A 25,281-nucleotide genomic window follows, 5' to 3' on the forward strand; every position below is an offset into this window, starting at 1 on the left:
GCGCAGCATCGTATCCTGCAGCTTCTTCACTTCGGGCACGATGCCCTTGCCGCCGCTCTTCATGAACACCGGCATCATCTGCTCGAGGTTGGCACCCGCCGAGAACACGTCGTCGGGCGACCAGATCACGAGGCCCTTGTACTCACGCTCGGCGAGTTCGACGGCTTTCGTCAGGCCCTCGATCACACCTTGACCGATCAGGTGCAGCTTGGCGGTGATGCTGGCGATCAGCACCTCGCCGTCGAGCGTCCACACCCGCATCTCGTCGTTCTTGAAGATCTCGGTGCCCGACTTCAGCGGCGCCGGTGCGCCCGAACCCAGCACCGACTCACGGAAGGCCTGGCGCTGGTACACCGGCAGCGTGCTCGGTGCGACCCAACGGGCGTGCGAAGCGCTCCAGGAGCCTTCGGCATGGTGCACGCCGCCATTCGCCGCGACCGGGCCTTCGAAGACCCAGGCCGGCAGCGGCGCCTTGCTCAGCGCGGCGCCACTGTCGATGTCTTCTTTCACCCACTGCGCCACCTGCGTCCAGCCTGCGGCCTGCCACAGTTCGAACGGGCCCTGGCTCACGCCGAAGCCCCAACGCATCGCGAAGTCGACATCTCGCGCGCTTTCGGCGATGTCGGCCAGGTGCACGGCGGCGTAGTGGAAGCTGTCGCGCAGGATGGCCCACAGGAACTGCGCCTGCGGGTTCTTCGATTCACGCAGCAGCTTCAGGCGCTCGGCCGGCGCTTTCTTGAGCATGCGCGCAACGATCTCGTCGGCCTTGCCACCACCGGCCACATAAGTGCCGCTGGCCGGGTCGAGGCGCTGGATGTCCTTGCCGACCTTCTTGTAGAACCCAGCGCCGGTCTTCTGGCCGAGTGCGCCCTGCTCGATCAGCTTGGCCAGCACGGGCGGCGTGGCGTAGCTCGGGAAGAACGGGTCGGAAGCCAGGTTGTCCTGCAGCGTCTTGATCACGTGCGACATGGTGTCCAGGCCCACCACGTCGGCGGTGCGGAAGGTGCCGCTGCTGGCGCGGCCGAGCTTCTTGCCGGTCAGGTCGTCGACCACGTCGTAGCTCAGGCCGAAGGTCTCGGCTTCTTTCATCGTGGCCAGCATGCCGGCGATGCCGACGCGGTTGGCGATGAAGTTCGGCGTGTCCATCGCCCGCACCACGTTCTTGCCGAGCGCGGTGGTGACGAAGGCCTCGAGCTGGTCGAGGATCTCGGGTTTCGTGGTGGGCGTGTTGATCAGCTCCACCAGCGCCATGTAACGCGGCGGGTTGAAGAAGTGGATGCCGCAGAAGCGCGGCTTGATCTCTTCGGGCAGCACTTCAGAGAGCTTGGTGATCGACAGGCCCGAGGTGTTGCTCGCCACGATCGCGTGCGGCGCCACGGCCGGTGCGATGCGCTTGTAGAGGTCGAGCTTCCAGTCCATGCGCTCGGCGATGGCCTCGATGATCAGGTCGCAGCCGGCGAGCTTGTCGAGGTGCTCTTCGTAGTTGGCCTGTTCGATCAACGCGGCGTCTTCGGGGATGCCGAGTGGCGCGGGCTTGAGTTTCTTCAGCCCTTCGACCGCCTTGGTGACGATGCCGTTCTTCGGGCCATCTTTGGCCGGCAGGTCGAACAGGATCACAGGCACCTTGCAGTTGACGAGGTGGGCGGCGATCTGCGCGCCCATCACGCCGGCGCCGAGCACGGCGACCTTGCGCACGGGGAATCGATTCATTGCGGTCTTCCTTGGTTTGAATTCAGCGGGCGCGTGCCGTCACTCGACGCGAACCCAGGTTTGTGTGCGGCCGAGCATGGGCGCGCCGATGTAGCCCCGCACCGCGAGCGTCTTGCCACCTTCGCCCGGCGTCAGGCGCACCTTGTAGGTCTTGCCGTTGTTCGGGTCGAGGATCTCGCCGCCGTCCCAACGGCCCTTGTCCGAATCGCTTTGTCTTACGTTCTTGATGAGCGTCATGCCGACGATGGGCTTGTCCTTGCGCTCGTCGGTGCACAGGTCGCACACCGCATCGGGCTTGGCACTCGGGTCGAGCAGCTTTTCGAGCTTGCCGGTGAACACGCCGCCGGCCTCAGAGATGCGGATCAGCGACTTCTCTTTCTTGCTCTCGTCGTCGATCGTCTTCCACAGCCCTGCCGGCGTGGCCTGCGCGTGGGCCATGGCGGCGAACAGGCCGAGGCCGAGCGCAATTGCGAGCTTGCTTGTCTGGCGAATCATGGTTTGTCTCCTTGAGGTTTTTTCGGACCCGCGCTCATGGATGCAAGCTCAGAACAGGGCTTCTTCCATTTCCATCAGCGAAGCCGAGCCCGCGCGCGCAGTGCGGATGAGTGTCGCCGTTTCCGGCAGCAGCTTGGCGAAGTAGAAACGCGCGGTGATCAGCTTGGCCTTGTAGAACGTGTCGCCGCTGCCTTCTTTCTCGAGCGCCACCTTGGCCATGCGGGCCCAGAAGTAGCCGAACACCAGGTGGCCGCAGACACGAAGGTAGTCGACCGCCGCCGCGCCCACTTCGTCGGGGTTCTTGAAGGCCTTCATGCCGATCTCGGTCGTCAGCTTGGTGACCTTGTCGCCCAGGTCAGCGAGCGGGTTCACGAACTCCTGCATCGCCTCGTTGGTGCCTTCTTCCTCGATGAAGTCGGCCACCAGCTTGCCGAACTTCTTCAGCTTGGCGCCGTTGTCACCGAGCACCTTGCGGCCCAGCAGGTCGAGCGACTGGATCGTATTCGTGCCTTCGTAGATCATGTTGATGCGCGCGTCGCGCACGAACTGCTCCATGCCCCATTCGCGGATGAAACCGTGGCCGCCGAACACCTGCATGCAATGCGAGGTGGCGATCCAGGCGTTGTCGGTCAGAAAGGCCTTCACGATCGGGGTGACGAGCGCCACCATGTCGGCGCACTCGGCACGCACCTCGTCGTCGTCGGTCGCCAGTTCCTTGTCGAGCTGCAACGTGGTCCACATCGCCAGCGCCCGGCCGCCTTCGGCGTAGGCGCGTGCGGTCAGCAGCATCTTGCGCACGTCGGGGTGCACGATTATCGGGTCGGCCGGTTTGTCGGGCGCTTTCACGCCAGACAGCGAGCGCATCTGGATGCGGTCTTTCGCGTAGGCCACGGCGTTCTGGTAGGCCACTTCGGTGAGGCCGAGCGACTGCATGCCGACGCCCAGGCGCGCCGCGTTCATCATCACGAACATCGCCGCCAGGCCCTTGTTGGGCTGGCCGACGAGCGTGCCGACCGCGCCGTCGAGGTTCAGCTGGGCCGTGGCGTTGCCGTGGATGCCCATCTTGTGTTCGAGGCCGCCGCAATAGATGGCGTTGCGCTCGCCTATGGAGCCGTCGGCCTTCAGCTTGAACTTGGGCACGACGAAGAGCGAAATGCCTTTGGAGCCGGCCGGTGCGTCGGGCAGGCGCGCGAGCACGAGGTGGATGATGTTCTCGGCCATGTCGTGTTCGCCGGCCGAGATGAAGATCTTGTTGCCGGTGATCTTGTAGGTGCGGTCGGGTTGCGGTTCGGCCTTGCTGCGCAGCAGGCCGAGGTCGGTGCCGCAGTGCGATTCGGTCAGGCACATGGTGCCGGTCCACTGGCCGCTGGTGAGCTTGGGCAGGTAGAGCGCCTTCTGCTCGTCGGAGCCGTGCGCATGCAGCGCCTCGTAGGCCCCGTGCGACAGGCCGGGGTACATGGTCCACGCCTGGTTGGCCGAGTTCATCATCTCGTACATGCACTGGTTCACCATGTGCGGCAGGCCCTGGCCACCGAAGGCCGGGTCGCAGCTCAATGCCGGCCAGCCGCCTTCGACGAACTGCGCGTAGGCTTCCTTGAAGCCCTTCGGAGGCTTGACTTCGTGGGTGCTCTTGTCGAGCACGCAGCCTTCTGCGTCGCCGCTCTGGTTGATCGGCGCGATCACGGTGCTGGCGAACTTGCCACCTTCTTCGATCACCGCGTTGATGGTCTCGACGTCGATGTCGGCATGGGCCGGCAGTTGTTTGAGTTCATCGACGGCGTTGAGCACCTCGTGCATCACGAACTGCATGTCGCGCAGGGGCGGGGTGTATTGGGTCATGTGAACTCCAGGAAGGGGAATCAGGGCTGTTTGGCGGCGCGCTTGGCGCGGGCGCGCGGCGCGGCCGGGTCGGCCGCGATATAGCGCGAAAGAACGTTCTCGAAACCGGCGCGCGCCCGTGCATCGGCACCGGGGCGGCGCAGGAAACGCGCGTCGTGGTGCAACGCCAGGATCAGTGCATGCGCTTCGAACAGCAGTTGTTGCGCGTCGGTGTCGGCGCGCAGGTGGCCTTCTTCGACGGCCATGTCGATCGCCTTCACCAGCGCCAGGTGCCAGGTCTGCACCATGCCGACGAGCGCGTCGCGCACGGGGCCCGGCCGGTCGTCGAACTCGACCGCGCCGCTGATGTAGATGCAGCCGGCATCGATCTCGACCGACACCCGCTTGAACCAGCGGTCGAAGAGCGCGCGAAAGCGCGGCAGGCCGCGGGGCGCGGCCATGGCCGGCTCGAAGATCTCTTCGGAAAACTGGGCGTGGTACTCGCGCACCACCGAGATCTGCAGCTCTTCACGCGAGCCGAAATGCGCGAACACGCCCGACTTGCTCATCTGCGTGACTTCGGCCAGCGCACCGATCGACAGGCCTTCCAGGCCCATGTGCGACGCCAGCGCCAAAGCGGCGTCGAGGATCGCAGCACGGGTCTGGCGGCCTTTCAACAGCGGCCGCTGCACGCTTGTGGCGTCGCGGGCGGCGTCCCGGGTGGCTTCGCTGGTGGTCGGTGAGTGGTCGGTCACGGCAGGGTGCGTCCGGGGTTGACGGTTAAAACGAACGATCGTGCTATTTTGCAGAAGATCGATGCGCTGCGACCGAATGCCTCTGGCGATTTGCGGTCTTTTTCTAGGGTTCGGCGCCTAGAAGCGCTTGATGAGGCGTTTGCCGACAGGCGATCGCGTGGTGGCCGGCACAGGCCTGGCCGCTACCATCGACCTTCCCTGGGACACGAGGTGGGTCGATGAAGATCGCGGTGGTGGGCATGGGTGCGGTGGGTGGTTTCCTGGCGGCGCGGCTGGCGAGCGCCGGATTCGAGGTGACAGCGCTGGCGCGTGGTGAAACCCTGGCTGCGTTGCGCGAACAAGGGCTGCGCTTGCTCGCTGCCGGGCAGGAAACAAGCGTGTCCGTCCGCGCCAGCAACGATGCCCGCGAACTCGGCCCCCAAGACCTCGTGATCGTCGCGCTGAAAGGCCCGGCGCTCGCCGCCGCGGCGCAGGGGCTCCAACCGCTGCTCGGCGATCAGACCGTGGTGATGCCGGCGATGAACGGTGTGCCGTGGTGGTTTCTGAAGGCTGGTGCGGCAGGTGTTTCGACCCAAGGCCTCGCCAGCATCGACCCCGACGGCCGCATCGAGGCCTCGATCCCGCTCGAACGCGTGCTCGGCTGCGTGGTGCACTTCACCTGTTCGAGCCCGCAACCCGGCGTGGTGCAGCACGGCTTCGGCGACCGGCTGATCGTGGGCGAAGCACGGGGCGGTGCTTCGGCCCGCACCGACGCTGTCTGCGCCGCGCTGACGCGGGCCGGCTTCAAGACCGAAGCCAGCGCCGACATCCGCTACGACATCTGGTTCAAGCTGTGGGGCAACATGACGATGAACCCGGTCTCGGCGCTGACCAACGCCACCACCGACCACATCCTCGACGACCCGCTGGTGCACGCCTTCATCCTGCGGGCGATGGAAGAAGCGGCGCAGATCGGTGCGCGCATCGGCTGCCCGATCACGCAGTCGGGCGAAGAGCGCATGGCGGTCACGCGCCAGCTCGGCGGCTTCAAGACCTCGATGCTGCAAGACGCGCAGGCGGGCCGCGCGCTCGAACTCGACGCCCTCGTGAGTGCCGTGCACGAGATCGGCATGCGCTTCGACGTGCCCATGCCGAACATCGGCGCGCTGCTCGGCCTGACGCGGCTGATGGCGCGCGAGCGTGGTTTGTACCCGCGCTGAGCACGCTCCATGACGTGCCGATGACGGCGCACTGCAGCGCGCGGGCGACGGGCGCATGATGGGGTCTTGAGGAAACACCCCGTCATGCATTACGCTCGAAGCCTCATGGAAGTACTGCAACTCGACGTCTCCGGTCGGCCGCAGGCGTGGATCTCCGCCAAGGAAGCCGCCGTCATCTATGCCAGCGACGGCGTCGCCTGGACCTTGGGCGACACCTTCTACGTGCTGCGCGGTGGCATGCAACGCCGCACCGGGCTGCAGTCGCGCATCGAGGTGCACCCGATCATCGCCGTGAAAGGCTCGGTGCCGAGCCGGGCCTGGCGCCAGACACCGGCGCTGTCGAACCCCAAGCTGTTCGCGCGTGATCGTGGCATCTGTGCCTACTGCGGCCACCGCTGCCACTTCGACGACCTGACGCGCGAGCACATCATCCCCACGTCACGCGGCGGGCACGACACCTGGATGAACTGCATCACCGCCTGCCGCCCGTGCAACGGCCACAAGGGCAACCGCCTGCCCGAAGAAGCGAACATGTCGCTGATGTATCTGCCCTACGTACCGAACCTGCACGAAGACATGATCCTGCGCGGGCGGCGAATACTCGCCGACCAGATGGAGTTCCTGCTCGCCAGCGTGCCGCGCCACAGCCGCCTGCACGGCTGACGGATCACTTCATCGCGCGCCCCAGAAAGCCAGCAATCACCCGCGTGAGCTCGTCGGTGTGGCGCTCGAAGAAGTGCTCGGCGCCCTGGATCACCACCTGCTCTGAACCGGGCACCTTGAGGATCTGCGTGCGCCGCTCGTCGCCGCCGTAGCGTGTGACCTGCCAGTCGAGCGTGCCGTACACGTCGAGCACCGGGATCTTGATGCGGAACATGTCTTCCAGGCCGTTGATGATGCTGATGAAGACCCAGGCGTCGACAGCCGGGTTCGGCGTGGTGATCAGGTACTGGTTGGCCATCGTCGCGCCCAGGCTGTGCGAGACGATCGCCACCTTCTTGAAGCCCTTCGCACGCAGCCATTGCACGGCCAGCGCGAAGCGTTCGGTCGAGTCGGGGAACATCGGCAGGTAGTCACCGATCTTGGCCGTGCCCGGCAACACCGGCAACTGGATCGACAGCGTCGAATAACCGGCGTCGGCCAGCGTGGTGCGCAGTACGCCGTAGAGCTCGAAGTCGGGCGCCCAGCCGCGCCCGTGGGCCACGATCACCGCACCCAGCGGCTTGGCGGCCGGTGTGTACAGGGCCAGGAACTTGTGCCCGTTCTTCTGCTCGATCTGGACCGCTTCGCCGACCACGAGCGTGGCCAGCGTTTCCTTGGCCCAGCGGGCTTCGCGCTCGTGGTCTTGCGCCGTGGCGAGGCCGCAGCTGCACAGCAGCACCACGGCGAACAACGCTTTCAGGTTCTTCAGAAACATCGTGGGTCGATTCACCAAAAAAGAAGCCCGCCGCAGCGGGCTCCTTCATGCAAGGGCCAGAACCTCAGGCCAGCCGGAACGGCAGCTTGCGCAGGCGCTGCCCGGTCGCGGCAAAGACTGCATTGCCCACCGACGGGCTGATCAGCGCCGTCAGCGGCTCGCCGATGCCACCCGGCTTCTCGGTGCTCGCGATCATGTGCACATCGATCACCGGCGACTCGTGCATGCGCACCACCGGGTAGTCGTGGAAGTTGCTCTGCTCGACCACGCCATCTTTGAGCGTGATCTCGCCGAACAGTGCCGCCGACAAGCCGAAGATCGTGCTGCCTTCGATCTGCTGCGCCACCACGTTGGGGTTGACCATGCTGCCCACGTCGGCCGCGATCGTGACGCGGTGGACCTTGATGTCCTTGCCCGAGACCGATACTTCCGAGACCATCGCGAGGTAGGTGCCGTAACCTTCCATCACCGCCACGCCGCGTGAGCGGCCGGCCGGCGCCGGCTTGCCCCAGCCCGACTTCTCTGCCGCGGTGGCGAGCACCTTCAGGTAACGCGGCTCCTTGGTCAGCAGCGCCTGGCGGTAAGCCACAGGGTCCTTGCCTGCAGCGATCGCCAGCTCGTCGATGAACGACTCGTTGGCGAAGACGTTGAGCGCGTGCGACACCGAACGCCAGTAGCCGACGCGCAGGCCGGTGTCGTGGATGACGACCTGGCCGAGCTGGTTCGGCACGTCGTAGGGCATCACGGCCGCTTCGGTCATGAACGGGTCGAGCCCGTCTTTCACGAAGGCCGCGAACAGGCGCTGCGTGACCGAAGGTGACGTGAGGTGCACCTTGATCGCCGTGGGCATGCCGTTCGCGCCGAGCCCGGCCGACAGCGTGTGGCGGCTGATCGGGCGGTAGAAGTCGTGCTTCATGTCGTCTTCACGCGACCACAGCAGCTTGACCGGCGCGCCCACCGCCTTCGAGATCTCGATCGCCTGGGCGATGAAGTCGAAGTCGATGCGCCGGCCGAAACCACCACCGAGGAAGGTGGTGCGCATCGTGATCTGCTCGGGCTTCAGGCCGGTGATGGCCTGCGCCGTGCCGACCGCGGCCTGCTGGAACTGCGTGGGCCCGTAGAGCAGGCACGAGTCCTTGCGCACGTCGGCAGTGAAGTTCATCGGCTCGAGCGGCGCGTGCGAGAGGAACGGCAGCTCGTAGGTCGCTTCGACCTTCTTGGCCGCCGCGCCGTAGCCGGCATCGAAGTTGCCGAGCTTGCGGAACTCGGCGCCCGGCTTGGCACTGGCGGTCTTCAGCGCCGCCCCCACGCCGGCCGAGTTCAGCGACTTGCCCGCACCTTCGTTCCAGACGATCTTGACGGTCTCGAGCGCCTTCTTCGCGTGCCAGTAGCTGTCGGCCACCACGGCCACGCCGTCACCGACCTGCACCACGCTGTTGACACCGGGCATGCCCTTGGCCTGCGTGGCGTCGAAGCTCACCGGCTTGCCGCCGATGACCGGGCACTGCGCGAGCGCGGCATACAACATGCCGGGCAGCTTCACGTCGATGCCGAATTCGGCGCTGCCGTCGACCTTGGCCGGCGTGTCGCGCCGCGTGGTCCACTTGCCGACGACCTTGAAGTCTTTCGCGTCCTTGAGCTTGGGCGCTTTCGGCGGCGTGAGCTTCGAGGCCGCCTCGGCCACTTCGCCGTAGGTGAGCTTCTGGCCGCCCGGCCCGGTGATCACGGCGTTGGCCGCGCTGCAGGCCGACGGGTCGACCTTCCAGCGCTCGGCCGCCGCCTGCACGAGCACGGTGCGCGCTTGCGCCCCGGCCACGCGCAAACCGTCATACGCTTCGCGCACCGAGGTGGAGCCGCCGGTCAGCTGGCCGCCTAGCATGGTGTTGGTGTAGGGCTCGCCCGCGGGCGCCATCTCGATGCGCACCTTGGCGATGTCGACCTCGAGTTCTTCGGCCACCAGCATCGGCATCGAGGTGAACACGCCCTGGCCCATTTCGGCGCGAGCGCAAATGATGGTCACGGTGTTGTCGGTGCCGACCTTGACCCAGGCGGTGGTCATCACGCCCGGCGCGGTGGCGCTCGGTGGCAGACCCATCGGGCCTTTGTCGCCCATCGTCGCGCAGCCGACGATCAGGCCGCCCGAGAAGAGCCCGCCGCCGACGGCAGCACCGGTCTTGACGAACTGGCGCCGCGAGGTGTTTTGCAGTGTGGTCATGGCTCAGGCTCCTTTCGTGCCGGCGGCGGTGTGGATCGCGGCGCGGATACGCGGGTAGGTGCCACAGCGGCAGATGTTGCCCGACATGGCACTGTCGATGTCGGCGTCGGTGGGCTTGGGCTTGGCCGTGAGCAAGGCCACAGCGCTCATGATCTGGCCCGACTGGCAGTAGCCGCACTGCGGCACGTCGAGCGCCACCCACGCGGCCTGCACCTTCTTGCCGATGTCGGTCGACGCCATCGCCTCGATGGTGGTGACGCTCTTGCCCGCGGCCGCCGACAGCGGCGTCTGGCACGAACGCACCGGGGTGCCGTCGAGGTGCACGGTGCACGCGCCGCAGAGCGCCATGCCACAGCCGAACTTCGTGCCGGTCAGGCCGATCTCGTCGCGGATCACCCACAGCAGCGGCGTATCGGCTTCGGCCGTCACGTCCACGGATTTGCCATTCACGTTGAAGCGAATCGTCATCGCGGTCTCCTGAGTTGTTTGTAGTGCTTGTCGCGTGGCGCTGTGTGCACGGGGCGAAATAGCCCGACTTGCAGCCCGCGCGTTGATGCTATTACCAATCGGTTCGGCGCAGGGCCTGCGGGAATCCCTGCTGTTGTTCCGTTTCAGAACGGAACAGAACCGGCCCGCCGGCGCGGGTGCCGGTCAACCCGGGCGAACGCGGCGTGTGCCCCGGCAGTCGGGGTGCCGAACGCAGCCCCAGAAGTACTGGCCCGCGTTGACGCCGCGTTTGGCGCGGCGCTTCTTCATGTCGCCGCCACACAGCGGGCACGGCAGCACGAGTTCGCCCGTCGATGGGGCGCCAGGCGCGGCCGGCGGCGGCTTGAGCGGCGCCGCCACGGGCGCCGCTTCGGCCGCCACTTGCGGCGCATCGGCGGGCGGCTGCACCCGTTCCGCACGCGCCAGCTGCGCCCTGCCCTGCTGCAGCAAGGCCTGCAAGGCCGGTCCGTCGACGAGCCGGATGTTCAGGCCGCTGGCGGCCGCGGTGGCCTCGCGGCTGAACCGGCCGGCGCTCAGCACGAAGCCGCCGACGGCGCCGCGCGCCTTCATGGCGGCGCCTGCGGCCTGCACCGCTTCGGCACCGACCTTCTCGGCGCGCCACGGCTTGCAATGCACGAGGTAGGTCTGGCGCTCCTTGCGCATCATCAGATCGATGGCGGCGTCGGAGCCGGCCGCTCCGGCATCGTTCATGTGGAAGCCCTGCAGTTCGAACGCCCGGCCGATCAGCCTCTCGAACTCGCGCCAGCGCATCGAACCGACGTCGACACCGGCCGTCGCACGCGGCGACGCCTGCGGGCCGCTTCGGCGCATGCGCCACGCGGCCACGGCGGTCATCAGGAACAGCCCCGGCAGCACGTATTGCGCGATGCCGGCGGCTTCGGCGCCGCCCACCAGGTGCAAGCCGCCATACGACAGCACGGCCAGGCCGACCCAGGCCCACCACGGCACGGCCGCGGCACGCTCGAGGAACGTCGGTGCAGGACGGGGGCTTGGTTTGGCGGTCATCACACTCGGTATCGGCGGCTGCCGCCGGGCCTTGAGCCCACGCGGCGCGCGCGATGGTACCCCCGTGCCCTGCCCAGGGGCGAGGCCTCGCCACGGCGCCGCCGGGCCGGCCGGCGATGCCGTGACAAAGTTGGCTGCCCCTCGCGCCGCTCTGCCCACGGAGCGGCCGGCCGGCGAGAGCACGCGGCCGCCTGAAAGTCCGTCGGGCCTTCAGGCCGCCTGGCCAGCCGGCATGGCCAAACCGAGTTCGACCGCCGTCCCCACACCGGGCCGGCTCGTGACGACCAGCCTGGCGCCGATCACCTCGGCCTGTTCACGCAGGCCGACCAGCCCGTAGTGGCCGGCGCCCACCGCCTGCGGTTCGAAGCCGACACCGTCGTCGACCAGGCTGAGCACGAGCTGCCCGGTGGCGGCATCACCGCGCAGCGCCACGTCGACCCGGCGCGCGCCGGCGTGTCGTTCGACGTTGCGCAGCATCTCTTCGGCCATGCGGAAAACCGTCTCGGCGCGCTCGCCGGCGAAACGCCCCACCGCCTCGTCGCAGGCGAAGCCGGTCGCCACGCCGCTGCGCGCTTCGAAAGCCTTGAGCAACTCGGCCAGCGCCGGCCCCAGGCCGATGTCGCGGGCCGGGTTGCTGCGCAGTTGCGCGATCGCGAGACGCGCTTCCTGCAGCCCTTCGCGCGCCGCCTCTTCGGCCCGCACGAGTTCGTCGGGCAGTTCGTTCGGGCGCGTCGACGCCAGGCGTTTGAGCAGGCGGATCTCGGTGAGCATCGCCATCATCGAATGGGCCAGCGTGTCGTGCAGGTCGCGCGCCAGCCGCAGCCGCTCGCGCACCACCGCGGCGTCACGCGCTTCCTGCGCCAGGCGGCGGATCTCGTCGGTGCGCTGGGCCACGCGCCGGTCGAGCTCGGCATTGAGCGTGCGCAGGTCGTCGCGCTCACGCTGCAGCGTGGTCAGCAGCCGATCGAGGGCCGTGCCCAGCCGGGCCGCCTCGTCGCGGCCGCTCGGCACCTTGATCTGGCCGGCATGGCCGGCCGACAGCACGTCGGCCGAGCTGGCGATGTCGCTGACGCGGCGTGTCAGGCGGCGTGCCATCGACAGGCCGACCAGCGCGGCCACCGTGCCGAGCAGCGTCAGCGTGACGGTGATGCGCCACTCGATGTCGGTGGCGAACGCGGCGACCGATTCGACGGGCTGGATCACGACGATCTTCCAGCCCAGTTTTTCGAGCGTGCCGTGGCGCGCGCTCATGGCATTGGCGACCAGGTAAGGCTGGCCGCCCACGGAGCGCCGCACCTCGATGCGCGGCGGCAGGTCGGACGCATCGGTGCCCAGCCCGGCGAGCGCACGGTCGAAAGGTGTCACCCTGGCCAGCATGTTTTGCCAGCTGTGGTCGAGCAGGGCCGGCGGGCCGATGCGCACCTTGCCGTCGCGGTCGATCAGCAACCACTCGCCGGGCACCGCGCTGATGCCGGCCACCAGCGTCTGAACCCAGCCCCAGCTGAGCCGCGCCGCCACCACGCCGATGATCGCCCCGTCGGCGTTGCGCAATGGCGCGGTGAGCTTGATGAAGCGCTCGCCGGGCATCTGGCCGTCTTCGACCCACGCCACGTCGAGGCCCTGCGAGATCCACGCGTATTGGTAGACGTTGTTGCCGACGATCTTGGCGTCGGTGGCGGCGACGATGTCGCCGTTGGCATCGGTGACGGCCATCCAGGTGAGGTCGGGCATCTCGTGACGCACGGCGCCGAGCGCCCGCTGCAGCCGCTGCGGATCGCTCAGGCGCACTTCGTCGGAGAGCATCGCCGCCACCGTGCTGACCGATTGCAGGTGCAGGATCAATGCGGTGTCGAGCTCGGAGCTCACGTGCTCGACGGCACTCTCGAGGCGCTGGCCGTGCTGCTCGAGCAGGGTCGAGCGGACGAAGCTGCGCAGCCACAGGTTGGCCGCCAGCACCAGGCTCAGCGACAGCGCCATCACCAGCCAACCGATGGCAGCGGCCAGGCTGTGGCGGGGGTCGATGCGCTGGAGCAGCTTCATGGGTGCGCGGCATTCTGGCAGGTGGGCGGCTGCGCAAACAGCCCGCGCACCAGCGCGGCCTGCCATGCACAATGATCATCCACCCATCTCGATGAACGCACCCGCCCCCCTGCCCCAACGCCCGCGCATCCGCGTGCTGGTCGCAGACGACCAGCCGCTGATCCGCCGCGGCATGTCGCTGCTGCTGTCGGCCGAAGCCGACATCGAAGTGGTCGGCCAGGCCGCCGACGGCGTCGAAGCGGTGGCGCTGGCGCTGGCGCTGCGGCCCGACGTGGTGTTGATGGACCTGCACATGCCGCGCAAGAGCGGCGTGCTGGCCACGCGCGAGATCTGCACGGCGCTGCCGCAGACCCGCGTGATGGTGCTCACCACCTTCGACAGCGACGACCTGGTCTTCGACGCCGTGCGGGCCGGTGCCCAGGCCTACCTGCTGAAAGACGCCTCAGAAGACGAGGTGCTCGAGACCGTGCGTGCCGTGCACCGCGGCGAATCGCGGCTCACGCCGCAGGTGGCACGCAAGGTGATGGACCAGTTCCGGCTGCTCGCCAACCGCGCTTCGAACACCACGCCCGAGCCGGTGGCGCCACCGCCCGCCGCGCACAGCGACACGGCGCCCGCGCCCGACGTGCTCACCGAGCGCGAGGCCGCCGTGCTCGAGCTCATCGCCAAGGGCCACAGCAACCGGCAGATCGCTGCCGTGCTGTTCCTCGCCGAAGGCACGGTGAAGAACCATGTGAGCCGGGTCATGCAGAAGCTGCACGCCAACACGCGCACCGAGCTCGCCGTGATCGTGCTCGGCAAGAAGCCCGCCAGCTGACGCGCGCGCCGGGCGGTGGCGCACCCATGACCTTCGGCACGGGTGGAAACCAGAGGCACAGAGGGTTTGTCTCGATCCGCGTCGTGACTTCCGGCAGGCTCGCCCGCGGGCCGCCGCGCCGACATTGGGCACCGTCGCACAGAGCCACACGGAGACCGCCCCATGAACACCCTTGTCGGAACCCTTTCCAGCCCGAGCGCCGCCGAAGCCGCGCCTGCCAGCACCCGCTGGTACGCGAACCGCTGGGTGCAACTCGTGCTCGGCATCGTCTGCATGTCGATGATCGCCAACCTGCAATACGGCTGGACGCTGTTCGTCGAACCGATGAGCAAGGCCCATGGCTGGGGCCGGGCCGCGATCCAGATCGCGTTCACCATCTTCATCGTCACCGAAACCTGGCTCGTGCCGGTCGAAGGCTGGATCGTCGACCGCATCGGGCCGCGCAAGATGGTTTTCGTGGCCGGTGCGCTGTGCGCCGTGGCCTGGGTCATCAACTCGCGCGCCGATTCGCTGGCCATGCTCTACCTCGGCGCGGTGATCGGTGGCATCGGTGCCGGCTCGGTCTACGGCACCTGCATGGGCAATGCGGTGAAGTGGTTCGCCGACAAGCGCGGCCTGGCCGCCGGCCTCACCGCCGCCGGCTTCGGCGCCGGTTCGGCCCTGACCATCATCCCGATCGCCAACATGATCAAGGCCGACGGTTACCAGGCCGCGTTCTTCAACTTCGGCCTGTTCCAGGGCCTGGTGGTGATGATCGCCGCGCTGCTGCTGATCAAGCCGCCAGCGTCGTCGGCGAACGCTGCCAAGTCGAGCACGCTGTTGCAGAGCAGCCGCGACTTCAGCCTGGGCCAGGTGGTGCGCCAGCCGCTCTTCTGGCTGATGTACGCGATGTTCGTCTCGGTGGCGGCCGGTGGCCTGCTCGCCACCGCGCAGCTCGGCTCGATCGCCAAGGACTTCGGCCTCGACGGCACCCCCGTCTCGATGCTCGGCCTGACGCTGCCGGCCCTCACTTTCGCGCTGGCCATCGACCGGGTGCTCAACGGCCTGACGCGCCCCTTCTTCGGTTGGGTCTCCGACATGATCGGCCGCGAGATCACGATGCTGATCGCGTTCATGATCGAAGGCTTCGGCATCCTCGCGCTGCTGCACTACGGCCACAACCCGGTCGCCTTCGTCGTGTTGACCGGGCTGGTGTTCTTCGCCTGGGGCGAGATCTACTCGCTGTTCCCGTCGATCTGCACCGACACCTTCGGCGCGAAGAACGCTTCGGCCAACGCCGGCATGCTCTACACCGCCAAGGGCACGGCAGCGCTGCTGGTGCCGGTGGGCGCGGTGATCGTCACCAATTACGGCTGGACGCCGGTCTTTTACATCGCCGCGGCACTCAACATTGGCGCGGCGCTGGCCGCCTGGTTCGTCCTGAAGCCCTGGCGCGAACGCTTTCTGGCCCGCACAGCCGGCTGAGCGAACGACTTCTTCGACACGCTCCCTCCGAGACAAAAAGCCCGGCCCCTGGTGGCCGGGCTTTTGCGTTGTGCGGTGGGCCGGCAGGCGCATCGTGTCCAATGTGATCTTTCGCCACTGTCTCTGCGGAGTGCTTCGATGAAGATCAAGAAAATCGCGCTCGGTTTGCTGCTGGCGCTCGCCGTGGCCGGCACGGCGGGCTGGTTCAGCCTCGACAAGGAAACCCGCGGCCTGCTCGCCACCTTGCCCACCAACCGCGACCTGCTGTTCTGGAACGAAGCCCAACGCGACGCGGCATTCCGCGCGCTCGACCGCCTGCCGGTGCTGGCCAAGTCGCGTGTCGTACCAGCGAGCGGCCAGCCCGCGCCGCTGCCGCCAGGCCCGCCGCTGAAACTGCCGTTCGATGTCGACGCCTACATGGCCGGCCAGCGCAGCGCGGCCTTGCTGATCGTTCACGACGGCAAGCTGCGCCTCGAGCGCTACGGCCTGGGCTTCGATGCCAGCGGGCGCTGGACCAGCTTTTCGGTCGCCAAGTCGTTCACCTCCACGCTCGTGGGCGCGGCGCTGCGCGACGGCCACATCAAGAGCATGGACGACAAGGTCAGCGACTACATCCCGCAGATGAAAGGCTCGGCCTACGACGACGTGAGCATTCGCCAGCTGCTGACCATGACCTCGGGCGTGAAGTGGAACGAGGACTACGCCGACCCCCATTCAGACGTGGCGCGCTTCAACAACCACAAGCCCGAAGAAGGCGTCGACAGCACCGTGAGTTACCTGCGCCGCCTGCCGCGCGAAGCACCCGCCGGCACACGCTGGCTCTACAGCACCGGCGAGACCAACCTCGTCGGCATTCTGGTGGGCCAGGCGACGAAGAAGAACCTGAACGACTACCTGGCAGAAAAGGTTTGGGGGCCGGTCGGCATGGAGCAGCAGGCCACCTGGCTGCTGAGCCGCAGCGGCAAGGAGATCAGCGGCTGCTGCATCCAGGCCGCCTCGCGCGACTTTGCGCGCTTCGGGCTGTTCATCCTGAACGGCGCACAGGTGAACGGCCAGAGCATCGTGCCCGACGGCTGGCTCGCCGAAGCGACGAGCGAGCGCACCGGCATCGGCCAGCCCGGCCGCGGCTACGGCTACCAGTGGTGGACGACCACCGACGGCAGCTTCGCCGCGCGCGGCATCTTCGGCCAGGGCATCTTCATCGACCCGAAGCGCAAGCTCGTGATCGCCTCGAACGCCGACTGGGGCGGCGGCGCGCGCGACCCGGTGGCCGGCCCGGCGCGCGAAGCGTTTTACAAGGCGGTGCAGAAAGCGGTCGACGACGAGGCCGCCGGCGTGCCCGCTTCGGCGCCGGCGCGCTGACGGTTCAGCCGCGAAGCGCGGCGGTCATTCGAATTCAGGCTCGTCCCACCACGGAAAGAACTCGGGCATGTCGGTCGACACCTTGTTCGGGTACACGGCCGGCCGCTTCTCGAGAAACGAACTCACGCCTTCGCGCGCATCGGCCGATTGCCCGCGCGACTGGATCGCCCGGCTGTCGACGCGGTGCGCTTTCATCGGGTGGTCTTGCCCGGCCATGCGCCACAGCATCTGGCGCGTGAGCGCCACCGACACGGGCGCGGTGTGGTCGGCGATCTCGCGCGCCAGCGCACGCGCCGCGGGCAGCAGTTCATCCGGCGCGTGAAGGCTGCGCACCAGGCCGCGGTCTTTCGCTTCCTGCGCATTGAACAGGCGGCCGGTGAAGCACCATTCGAGCGCCGTCTGCATGCCCACCAGGCGGCTCAGGAACCAGGTCGACGCTGCTTCGGGCGTGATGCCGCGCCGCGCGAACACGAAGCCGAAGCGCGCGTCGGTCGAGGCCAGGCGAATGTCCATCGGCAACTGCATCGTCATGCCGATGCCGACCGCCGCGCCGTTGATGGCGCCGATCACCGGCTTCAGGCTGTTGAAGATGCGCAGCGTGACGATGCCGCCGCCGTCGCGGTACACGTCGCCCACCTTGAACCGGTCGCGTGCCGACTCGCCGCGGGCGGCGTAGTCGAAGGTCTTGCCGCCGCTCGACAGGTCGGCCCCGGCGCAGAAGGCACGCCCGGCGCCGGTGACGATGACCACCCGCACCGCGTCGTCGGCATCGGTGAGGTCGAACGCGCCCACGAGGTCGTCGCGCATCTGCGCGGTGAACGCGTTCATCTTCTCGGGGCGGTTCAGCGTGAGCGTGGCGATGCCGTCTTCCACGCTGTAGAGCAGGGTTTCGAAGGTGGGTTGGGTCATGGCGGGTCTCGCGGCGATGGCTGGATGAATATACAGTCTGGCATGCTTTCGCACGACACCGCGGTGCTCGACCCTTTTGCCACGCTGAACGACGCACAACGCTGCGCCGTGGAGCATGGCCTGCACGGCGACGCGCGCCAGGCCGCACCGCTGCTCGTGATCGCCGGCGCCGGCAGCGGCAAGACCAAGACGCTGGCGGCACGCGTGGCGCGCCTCGTCACCGCGGGTGCCGACCCGCAACGCATCCTTCTGCTGACCTTCTCGCGCCGCGCCGCCGCCGAGATGGCGCGGCGTGCCGGTGGCCTGCTGCAAGCCGCGCTGGGTTGGCCTGCAGGCAGTGCCCTGCCGTCGTTGCCCTGGGCCGGCACCTTTCACGGCATCGGTGCGCGGCTGCTGCGAGAGCACGCGGCGCAGATCGGCCTCGACCCCTCGTTCACGATCCTCGACCGCAGCGATGCCGAAGACCTGCTGGGCCTGGTGCGCCACGAGTGCGGGTTCAGCAACAGCATCAAACGCTTTCCGCTGAAGGGCACCTGCCTGGCCATCTACTCGCGCGTGGTGAACACGCAGGCCGGCCTGCGCCAGGTGCTGGACGAGAGCTTTCCGTGGTGCGCCTCGTTCGAGCCCGAGCTGCGCCGCCTGTTTGCCGCCTACGTGGCCGAGAAGCAGAAACAGCGGGTGCTCGACTACGACGACCTGCTGCTCTACTGGCAGCAAATGATGACCGAGCCCGCGCTCGCGCAACAGGTCGGCGCGCGCTTCGACCATGTGCTGGTCGACGAATACCAAGACACGAACCGGCTGCAGGCCGCGATCCTGCAAGCCCTGAAGCCCGATGGCCGGGGCCTGGTGGTCGTGGGCGACGACGCACAGTCGATCTATTCTTTTCGTGCCGCCGAAGTGCGCAACATCCTCGACTTCCCGGCGCAGTTCACGCCGCCGGCGCGGATGGTCACGCTGGAGCGCAACTACCGCTCGACGCAGCCGATCCTCGCCGCGTCGAACGCCGTGATGGCGCAGGCGGCCGAGCGCCACACCAAGCAGCTCTGGACCGACCGCACTTCGTCGGAAAAGCCGTGGCTCGTGACCGTGCAAGACGACGCGGCGCAAGCGAGCTGGGTGGCCGACAAGGTGCTCGAACACCGCGAGCAGGGGCTCAAGCTCAAGTCGCAGGCGGTGCTGTTCAGAACGTCGAGCCACAGCGCCGCGCTGGAGCTCGAGCTCGCGCGGCGCAACATCCCTTTCGTGAAGTTCGGCGGCCTGAAGTTTCTGGAGGCCGCGCACATCAAGGACGTGCTCTCGGTGCTGCGCTGGTCGCAGAACCCGCGCAGCCGGCTCGCCGGCTTTCGGGTTGCGCAACTCGTGGCGGGCATCGGCCCGGCCAGCGCGCGCCGCTTGCTCGATGCGATGGAAGGCGCGGCCGACCCGCGGGCCACGTTGTCGGCCTTCGAGCCGCCGCCGTCAGCGCGCGAAGACTGGCACGCGCTGCGCCTCTTGATGCAGGCCCTGGCCCGACCCGATGCTGCCAGCTGGCCTGGCGACATGGCGCTGGTGCAGCGCTGGTACCTGCCGCAACTCGAACGCCTGCACGACGACGCGCGCGTGCGCCTGGCCGACCTGGACCAGCTCGGCCGCATCGCCGGCGGCTACACGAGCCGCGAGCGTTTCCTGACCGAGCTCACGCTCGACCCGCCGCAGGCCACGAGCGACGAATCAGGCCCGCCGCACCTCGACGAGGACTACCTGATCCTGTCCACGATCCATTCCGCCAAGGGCCAGGAATGGCAGTCGGTGCACCTGCTCAACGTGGTCGACGGCTGCATGCCCGCCGACCTGAGCGCGGGCGAGGCCAAACAGATCGAAGAAGAACGCCGGCTGCTCTACGTGGCCATGACGCGCGCCAAGCAGCACCTGCACCTCTTGGTGCCGCAGCGCTTCTACGTGACGCAGCAGCGCGGCTTCGGCGACCGGCACCTGTACGCGTCGTTGTCGCGGTTCATTCCGGAGAGCGTGGCGGTGGAGTTCGAGCGGGTCGGGCCGAAGGCCGCTGGCCCTTCGATCGACAAGGCGCTGGGCATCAACGCCGTGGCAGGCCCTGGCCTGGACATCGGCGCGAGGCTTCGTGCCGCATGGTGAGGCGTGGTCATCAGGCCGCACCGGGCCGATGAACGCGCTTCAACTGATCTGTTGGTAGGCCGTGTTGGACTTGAACCAACGACCAAAGGATTATGAGTCCTCTGCTCTAACCAACTGAGCTAACGGCCCGAAGCGGCCGATTGTAGGCAGCACGCTCTCGCGCCCCAGCCACCTCACTTGCTGCTGAGCGCATTGCTCACCAGCCGCGAGGTGATGTCGACGATCTGGATCATGCGGTCGTAGGCCATGCGCGTCGGCCCGATCACGCCCAGCGTGCCCACCACCTGGCCGTTCACTTCGTAGGGGGCCGACACGACCGAGAGCTCCTCGAACGGCACCACCAGGCTTTCGCCGCCGATGTAGATGCGCACGCCTTCGGCGCGGCTGCTCACGTCGAGCAGGCGCATGAGCTGTGTCTTCTGCTCGAAGATGTCGAACAGCTTGCGCAGGCTGCCCATGTCGCTGGAGAAATCTTGCACCGTGAGCAGGTTGCGCTCGCCGGAGATCACCACCTGCTCCTGGCTGTCGGCATGGGCTTCGCTGCCGGCCTGCACCGCGGCCTGCATCAGCGTGGCGATCTCGCCGCGCAGCGCGTCGACTTCGGTCTTCAGGCGCTCGCGCACGTCTTCGATCGTCAGGCCGGCGTAGTGCGCGGTGAGGTAGTTGCTGGCTTCGACGAGCTGGCTCTGGGTGTAGTCCTGCGCGGTGAAGATCACGCGGTTCTGCACATCGCCGTCGGGCGCCACCAAGATCACCAGCACGCGCCGTTCGCTCAGCCGCATGAACTCGATGTGGTGAAACACGCTCGCCTTGCGCGGGGCCGTGATCACGCCGACGAAACTCGACAAATTCGACAGCAACTGCGCCGCGTTCGCGATCACGCGCTGCGGCTGGTCGTGCGGCAGCTGCGGTTCGATCGGCGGCACGCTCGCCAGGTTGAGCGGCTGCGCGGTGAGCATGGTGTCGACGAACAGGCGGTAGCCGCGTGCCGTGGGGATGCGCCCGGCGCTGGTGTGGGGGCTGGCGATCAGGCCCAGCTCTTCCAGGTCGGCCATCACGTTGCGGATGGTCGCGGGCGACAGCTCCAGGCCGCTGGCGCGCGACAGGGTGCGCGAACCCACCGGCTGGCCGTCGGCGATGTAGCGCTCGACCAGGGCTTTCAGCAGTGTTTTCGCGCGCTCGTCCAACATGGTTTTCATTGTAGTTTGCGGGTGATTCTGAGGCGCGTTGCGCAGGGGCGCTGTGGTGTAATCCCGCGCATGACCAGCCGCTTTCGTCATGCCGCCCTCGTGGGAAAGTACCAGTCCCAGGGCATGCGCGGGGTGCTGGAAGAGATCGCGCAATTCCTGATCCGCCAGGGCCTCGAAGTCTCGATGGAGACGCAGACGGCGCTGAACACCGGCATCACCGACCATGGCGCGTTGACGCCCGACCAGCTCGGCCGCGAGTGCGACCTGGCCGTGGTGGTGGGTGGCGACGGCACCATGCTCGGCATCGCGCGCCAGCTCGCGCGCCACGGCACGCCGCTGGTCGGCATCAACACCGGGCGGCTCGGCTTCATCACTGATTTGCCGGCGGGCCAGTTCGCCGAATCGCTCGCACCGATGATCGCCGGCGACTATGAAGAAGAGCGCCGCACCATGCTCGAAGGCGGTGTGCGGCGCGACGGCGAGCTGATCTTCGAAGGCTTCGCGATGAACGACGTGGTGGTCAGCCGCGGCGGCGCGGCCAGCATGGTCGAGCTGAAGGTCGAGATCGGCGACGAGTTCGTGGCCAACATCCGTGCCGACGGCCTGATCATCGGTTCGCCCACGGGTTCGACCGCCTACGCGCTCTCGGCCGGCGGGCCGATCCTGCATCCCGGCATCGCGGCCTGGGTGCTGGTGCCGATCGCACCGCACGACTTGTCGAACCGGCCGATCGTGCTGCCCGACACCGGCGAGATCGTCATCGAGATCGTGGCCGGCCGCGACGCGAGCGTGAGCTTCGACATGCAGTCTTTGGCCAGCCTCTTGCACGGCGACCGCATCAGCGTGCGGCGCTCGGCGCACCAGGTGCGCTTTTTGCACCCGCGCGGCTGGAGTTACTACGCCACGCTGCGGCGCAAGCTGCACTGGAATTCCGGAGTGAACTGAAGGTGTTGCGGCGTCTTTCACTGCGCGACTTCGTCATCGTCAGCACGCTCGATGTCGAGTTCGACGCCGGCTTCTCGGTGTTGACCGGCGAAACCGGTGCAGGCAAGTCGATCCTGGTCGACGCGCTGCAGCTGGCGCTCGGCAGCCGGGGCGACGCCGGCGTGGTGCGCGAAGGCGCGGCCCGCGCCGAGATCGTGGCCGAGTTCGACGCGCCGGCCAGCCTGTCGGCCTGGCTAGACGAAGGTGGATTCGAGGCGAACGACAGCCTGCTGCTGCGCCGCACGATCGATGCGCAGGGCAAGAGCCGCGCGTGGGTCAACGGCAGTGCTGCCACCATCGCGCAGCTGCGTGAAGCGGCCGACCACCTCGTCGACATCCACGGCCAGCACGCCTGGCAAAGCTTGACGCGCGGGCCTTCGGTGCGCGGGCTGCTCGATGCGTTCGCGGGCATCGACGCGGCACCGCTCGCCACGTTGTGGTCTGAATGGAAACGCGCCGCCGAAGCGCTGGCCGCGGCCGGCACGCAGCAGGCGGGGCTCGAGCGCGAACGCGAGCGCCTGGCCTGGCAGATCGGTGAGGTCGACAAGCTCGCGCCGGGCGCCGACGAATGGGCCGAGCTCGAAGCCGAGCACACCAGGCTCGCCAACGTGCAGGCGCTGATCGACGCGGCGCGTGCGGCGCTCGACGCCGTTTCCGAAGCCGACGACAACGCCGACGCCCTCACCGGCCGCGCCTTGCATGCCTTGCAGGACGTGGCCTCGTTCGACGCGCAGCTCGCCTCCACGATCGAAGTGCTGCAAGGCGCGCAGGCGCAACTGCAAGACGCTGCGCACACGCTCGGCAGCTACCTGCACCACACCGACGTCGAACCGCAGCGTTTGCAGGCGCTCGACGACCGCCTTTCGGCGTGGGTGGGCCTGGCGCGGCGCTACCGGCGGCCGCCGGCGGAGTTGTCGGCCCTGCTGGCGCAGTGGAAAGACGAGTTGCGCGCGCTCGACGCGGCGGCCGACCTGGACGGCCTGCAACGCCAGCTCGGCCAGGCGCTGGCCACGTTCGAGGCCGAAGCGAAACGGGTGTCTGCAGCGCGCCGCGCCGCCGTGCCCAAGCTCGCCAACGCGGTCACACAGGCGATGCAGCAGCTCGGCATGGCCGGCGGGCGCTTCGAGGTGGCGTTGACGAAGCAGGACGCGCCGCAATCGTTCGGGCTCGAGTCGGCCGAGTTCCTCGTCGCCGGCCACGCCGGCAGCACGCCCCGGCCGCTGGCCAAGGTGGCTTCGGGCGGCGAGTTGTCGCGCATCGCGCTCGCGATCGCGGTGACGACGAGCCAGCTCGAAAGCAAAGACGGCGCGGCCGGCACGCTCATCTTCGACGAGATCGATGCCGGTGTCGGCGGTGCCGTGGCCGAGACCGTGGGCCGCCTGATGAAGCAGCTCGGCCGCGACCGCCAGGTGCTGGCCGTGACGCACCTGCCGCAGGTGGCGGCCTGTGCCGACCACCACTTCGTGGTCAGCAAGCAGATGCGCGGCGGGCTCACGCTGAGCGAAGTGCACAGCGTGAGCGGCGAGCAGCGTGTGGCCGAAGTGGCGCGCATGCTGGGTGGCGAGCGCCTGTCGAACACACGCCTGGCCCACGCGCAAGAGATGTTGTCGGTCGCGGCCGAGCCTGCCGCTTCGCCGCGAGCCAAGAAAAAGCCATGAAGAAGAAGCCTGCCAGCCAGACCGCGAGCGCAGCGCCCGCGCCCACGAACACGCCCCACGCCATCAGCGAGGTGGTGCTGGTCACCGGCATTTCTGGCTCGGGCAAGTCGGTGGCGCTGCATGCGCTCGAAGACGCCGGCTTCTTCTGCGTCGACAACTTGCCCCCCGAGCTGCTGCGCGAGTTCCTGCGGCTCGAACAAGAGCGGCTCGACCGGCGCGTGGCCATTGCTGTCGATGTGCGCACCGCCGATTCCTTGCCCTTTCTGCTCGACCTGCTGCCGCAGCTGGGCACCGAAGGTGTGTCGATCCGCGTCGTGTTCCTCGACGCCAACACCGACGCGCTGGTGCGGCGCTTTTCCGAAACCCGGCGCCCGCACCCGCTGTCGGACGACACGACGCGCAGCACGCAGGCGCGGCGCAAGAGCGACCAGGCCATCGACGGCCGGCGCGCGCTCGTCGACGCGATCGAACTCGAACGCGAACTGCTGGCCGACCTGCGCGAGGTGGCGACCGTGATCGACACCAGCCAGCTGCGCCCGGCGCAGCTGCGGGTGTGGATGCGCGACATGGTGCGTGCCGCCGGCAACCGCCTCACGCTCGTGTTCGAAAGCTTCGCCTTCAAGCACGGCGTGCCGCTCGACGCCGACTACGTGTTCGACGTGCGCGTGCTGCCCAACCCGCACTACGTGCGCGAGCTGCGCCCGCTGAACGGGCGCGACGCCCCGGTGGCCGACTACCTGCGCGCGCAGCCCGAAGTGGCCGAGATGCTGGGGCAGATCGAGGCCTTTCTGTCGCGCTGGCTGCCGGCCTTCGAAGGCGACCAGCGCAGTTACCTCACGGTCGCGATTGGTTGCACCGGGGGCCAGCACCGTTCGGTGTATTTCGTGGAGACGCTGGCGCAGCGTTTTCGCGACTTGGCCGCCACGCTGGTGCGCCACCGCGAGCTCGACGCACGCGACTGAAGGCCGGGCCTGCGATGGCTTCGTCGAACACCCTGGCCACCGGGCTGCCGCTGTTCCCGCTGAAGGCGGTGTTGTTCCCCGGTGGCCTGCTGAGCCTGAAGGTGCTCGAGGCGCGCTATGTCGATCTGGTCACGAACGCCATGCGCGAGCAGCGTGCGTTCGGCGTGGTCGCCTTGCGGGCCGACGCCGGCAAGCTGCCCGAAGACGGCCAGCACCACGAGGCGATCGGCACGGTGGCCGAGATCATCGACGTCGACAGCGAACGCGCCGGCATTCTTCAGGTGCGTTGCCGCGGCGTGCAGCGGTTCGCGGTTGAAAGTAGCCGGCAGCAGCCCGGCGGTCTCTGGCTCGCCGACACACGCGCCTTGCCGAACGATGCGTTGCTCGCGCCGACACCGGGTCTGCTCGAAGCCGTGCGTGGCCTGGCCAGCGCCATCGCTTCCCTCAAGGGCCGGGGCTCGGAGCCGTTTCTCACGCCGCACCGCTTCGACGACGCGGGCTGGGTGGCCAACCGCTGGTGCGAGATCCTGCCAATCTCGACCGCTGCCAAACAGAAGCTGATGGAGTTGCCCGACCCGATGGCGCGCCTGAAACTCGTCGACGACTTTCTGCGCAGCCGCGGTGTGGTGAAGTAGGGT

The 25,281-nt window shown here is 68.0% G+C and carries 21 protein-coding genes and 1 tRNA gene; 10 read left to right on the forward strand and 12 right to left on the reverse strand.

The genetic code is table 11. The features are described 5' to 3' along the window. The 4 genes from AC30PD_RS07860 to AC30PD_RS07875 all read right to left on the reverse strand — a co-directional run. Nucleotides 1-1,710, reverse strand: a 1,710-nt coding sequence (locus tag AC30PD_RS07860) for a 3-hydroxyacyl-CoA dehydrogenase NAD-binding domain-containing protein (protein ID WP_489535095.1), incomplete at its 3' end; no start/stop codon positions are given. Between the two features lie 39 nt (nt 1,711-1,749). Beyond that, nucleotides 1,750-2,205, reverse strand: coding sequence for a DUF2147 domain-containing protein (locus AC30PD_RS07865; protein WP_489535096.1), 456 nt, complete (start codon nt 2,203-2,205; stop codon nt 1,750-1,752). 48 nt (nt 2,206-2,253) lie between these two features. Beyond that, nucleotides 2,254-4,044: an acyl-CoA dehydrogenase C-terminal domain-containing protein gene (locus tag AC30PD_RS07870; RefSeq protein WP_489535097.1), complete on the reverse strand. Its 1,791-nt coding sequence runs from the start codon at nt 4,042-4,044 to the stop codon at nt 2,254-2,256. Nucleotides 4,045-4,064: 20 nt separating this feature from the next. Further along, a complete protein-coding gene (locus tag AC30PD_RS07875; RefSeq protein ID WP_489535161.1) occupies nt 4,065-4,715 on the reverse strand; it encodes a TetR/AcrR family transcriptional regulator in 651 nt (216 codons plus the stop codon). Between the two features lie 281 nt (nt 4,716-4,996). Between AC30PD_RS07875 and AC30PD_RS07880 the strand changes: the two genes are divergently transcribed. Next, the gene (locus tag AC30PD_RS07880; protein WP_489535098.1) at nt 4,997-5,977 is read left to right on the forward strand and encodes a 2-dehydropantoate 2-reductase; all 981 of its coding nucleotides are present in this window, start codon (nt 4,997-4,999) and stop codon (nt 5,975-5,977) included. Between the two features lie 105 nt (nt 5,978-6,082). Continuing rightward, nucleotides 6,083-6,640 carry an HNH endonuclease gene (locus AC30PD_RS07885; RefSeq protein ID WP_489535099.1) on the forward strand — a complete coding sequence of 186 codons (558 nt, stop codon included), beginning with the start codon at nt 6,083-6,085 and terminating at the stop codon, nt 6,638-6,640. 4 nt (nt 6,641-6,644) lie between these two features. On the opposite strand, the gene AC30PD_RS07890 is transcribed toward AC30PD_RS07885, so the two are convergent. The 5 genes from AC30PD_RS07890 to AC30PD_RS07910 all read right to left on the reverse strand — a co-directional run bounded on the left by AC30PD_RS07890 (nt 6,645) and on the right by AC30PD_RS07910 (nt 13,161). Beyond that, nucleotides 6,645-7,394, reverse strand: coding sequence for a DUF3530 family protein (locus tag AC30PD_RS07890; protein ID WP_489535100.1), 750 nt, complete (start codon nt 7,392-7,394; stop codon nt 6,645-6,647). 64 nt (nt 7,395-7,458) lie between these two features. After that, nucleotides 7,459-9,609 (reverse strand): xanthine dehydrogenase family protein molybdopterin-binding subunit, encoded by a 2,151-nt coding sequence (locus AC30PD_RS07895; protein ID WP_489535101.1) that lies wholly within the window; start codon nt 9,607-9,609, stop codon nt 7,459-7,461. Nucleotides 9,610-9,612: 3 nt separating this feature from the next. Continuing rightward, the gene (locus tag AC30PD_RS07900) at nt 9,613-10,077 is read right to left on the reverse strand and encodes a (2Fe-2S)-binding protein (protein ID WP_489535102.1); all 465 of its coding nucleotides are present in this window, start codon (nt 10,075-10,077) and stop codon (nt 9,613-9,615) included. Between the two features lie 183 nt (nt 10,078-10,260). Further along, nucleotides 10,261-11,121, reverse strand: coding sequence for a restriction endonuclease (locus tag AC30PD_RS07905; RefSeq protein WP_489535103.1), 861 nt, complete (start codon nt 11,119-11,121; stop codon nt 10,261-10,263). A 210-nt stretch (nt 11,122-11,331) separates the two neighbouring features. Next, on the reverse strand, nt 11,332-13,161 hold the full coding sequence (locus AC30PD_RS07910) for a sensor histidine kinase (RefSeq protein WP_489535104.1): 1,830 nt from the start codon (nt 13,159-13,161) through the stop codon (nt 11,332-11,334). Between the two features lie 91 nt (nt 13,162-13,252). On the opposite strand from AC30PD_RS07910, the gene AC30PD_RS07915 reads away from it, so the two are divergent. The 3 genes from AC30PD_RS07915 (at nt 13,253) to AC30PD_RS07925 (ending at nt 16,804) form a co-directional block, all read left to right on the forward strand. Continuing rightward, a complete protein-coding gene (locus tag AC30PD_RS07915; RefSeq protein WP_489535105.1) occupies nt 13,253-13,978 on the forward strand; it encodes a response regulator transcription factor in 726 nt (241 codons plus the stop codon). A gap of 162 nt (nt 13,979-14,140) precedes the next feature. Beyond that, on the forward strand, nt 14,141-15,442 hold the full coding sequence (gene oxlT, locus AC30PD_RS07920) for an oxalate/formate MFS antiporter (protein WP_489535106.1): 1,302 nt from the start codon (nt 14,141-14,143) through the stop codon (nt 15,440-15,442). A gap of 138 nt (nt 15,443-15,580) precedes the next feature. Further along, complete coding sequence (locus AC30PD_RS07925; protein ID WP_489535107.1) at nt 15,581-16,804, forward strand: serine hydrolase domain-containing protein; 1,224 nt, start codon at nt 15,581-15,583, stop codon at nt 16,802-16,804. A 24-nt stretch (nt 16,805-16,828) separates the two neighbouring features. Here the strand turns inward: AC30PD_RS07925 and AC30PD_RS07930 are convergent, their stop codons facing one another. Continuing rightward, a complete protein-coding gene (locus AC30PD_RS07930; RefSeq protein WP_489535108.1) occupies nt 16,829-17,713 on the reverse strand; it encodes a crotonase/enoyl-CoA hydratase family protein in 885 nt (294 codons plus the stop codon). Between the two features lie 42 nt (nt 17,714-17,755). Here AC30PD_RS07930 and AC30PD_RS07935 point away from each other — a divergent pair, with 42 nt between their 5' ends. Further along, nucleotides 17,756-19,849, forward strand: coding sequence for an ATP-dependent helicase (locus AC30PD_RS07935; RefSeq protein WP_489535109.1), 2,094 nt, complete (start codon nt 17,756-17,758; stop codon nt 19,847-19,849). A 52-nt stretch (nt 19,850-19,901) separates the two neighbouring features. On the opposite strand, the gene AC30PD_RS07940 is transcribed toward AC30PD_RS07935, so the two are convergent. Together AC30PD_RS07940 and hrcA are read right to left on the reverse strand one after the other, a co-directional pair. After that, nucleotides 19,902-19,978: transfer RNA gene (locus AC30PD_RS07940), tRNA-Ile, on the reverse strand. Between the two features lie 44 nt (nt 19,979-20,022). Beyond that, nucleotides 20,023-21,039 (reverse strand): heat-inducible transcriptional repressor HrcA, encoded by a 1,017-nt coding sequence (gene hrcA, locus AC30PD_RS07945; protein ID WP_489535162.1) that lies wholly within the window; start codon nt 21,037-21,039, stop codon nt 20,023-20,025. Nucleotides 21,040-21,108: 69 nt separating this feature from the next. Between hrcA and AC30PD_RS07950 the strand changes: the two genes are divergently transcribed. The 4 genes from AC30PD_RS07950 to AC30PD_RS07965 are packed head-to-tail and all read left to right on the forward strand — an operon-like array spanning nt 21,109 to nt 25,278. Continuing rightward, nucleotides 21,109-21,984, forward strand: a complete 876-nt coding sequence (locus AC30PD_RS07950; RefSeq protein ID WP_489535110.1) for an NAD kinase — start codon at nt 21,109-21,111, stop codon at nt 21,982-21,984. 2 nt (nt 21,985-21,986) lie between these two features. Beyond that, entirely contained in the window at nt 21,987-23,681 is a 1,695-nt protein-coding gene (gene recN, locus AC30PD_RS07955; protein ID WP_489535111.1) for a DNA repair protein RecN, read from the forward strand. Continuing rightward, a complete protein-coding gene (gene rapZ / locus AC30PD_RS07960; RefSeq protein ID WP_489535112.1) occupies nt 23,678-24,643 on the forward strand; it encodes an RNase adapter RapZ in 966 nt (321 codons plus the stop codon). The genes recN and rapZ overlap by 4 nt, the downstream gene beginning before the upstream one ends. Nucleotides 24,644-24,657: 14 nt before the next feature. Further along, entirely contained in the window at nt 24,658-25,278 is a 621-nt protein-coding gene (locus AC30PD_RS07965) for an LON peptidase substrate-binding domain-containing protein (protein ID WP_489535113.1), read from the forward strand. Nucleotides 25,279-25,281 lie beyond the last annotated feature (3 nt).

It is taken from the genome of Rhizobacter sp., from assembly GCF_032229685.1.
GTDB lineage: Bacteria > Pseudomonadota > Gammaproteobacteria > Burkholderiales > Burkholderiaceae_C > LMDS01.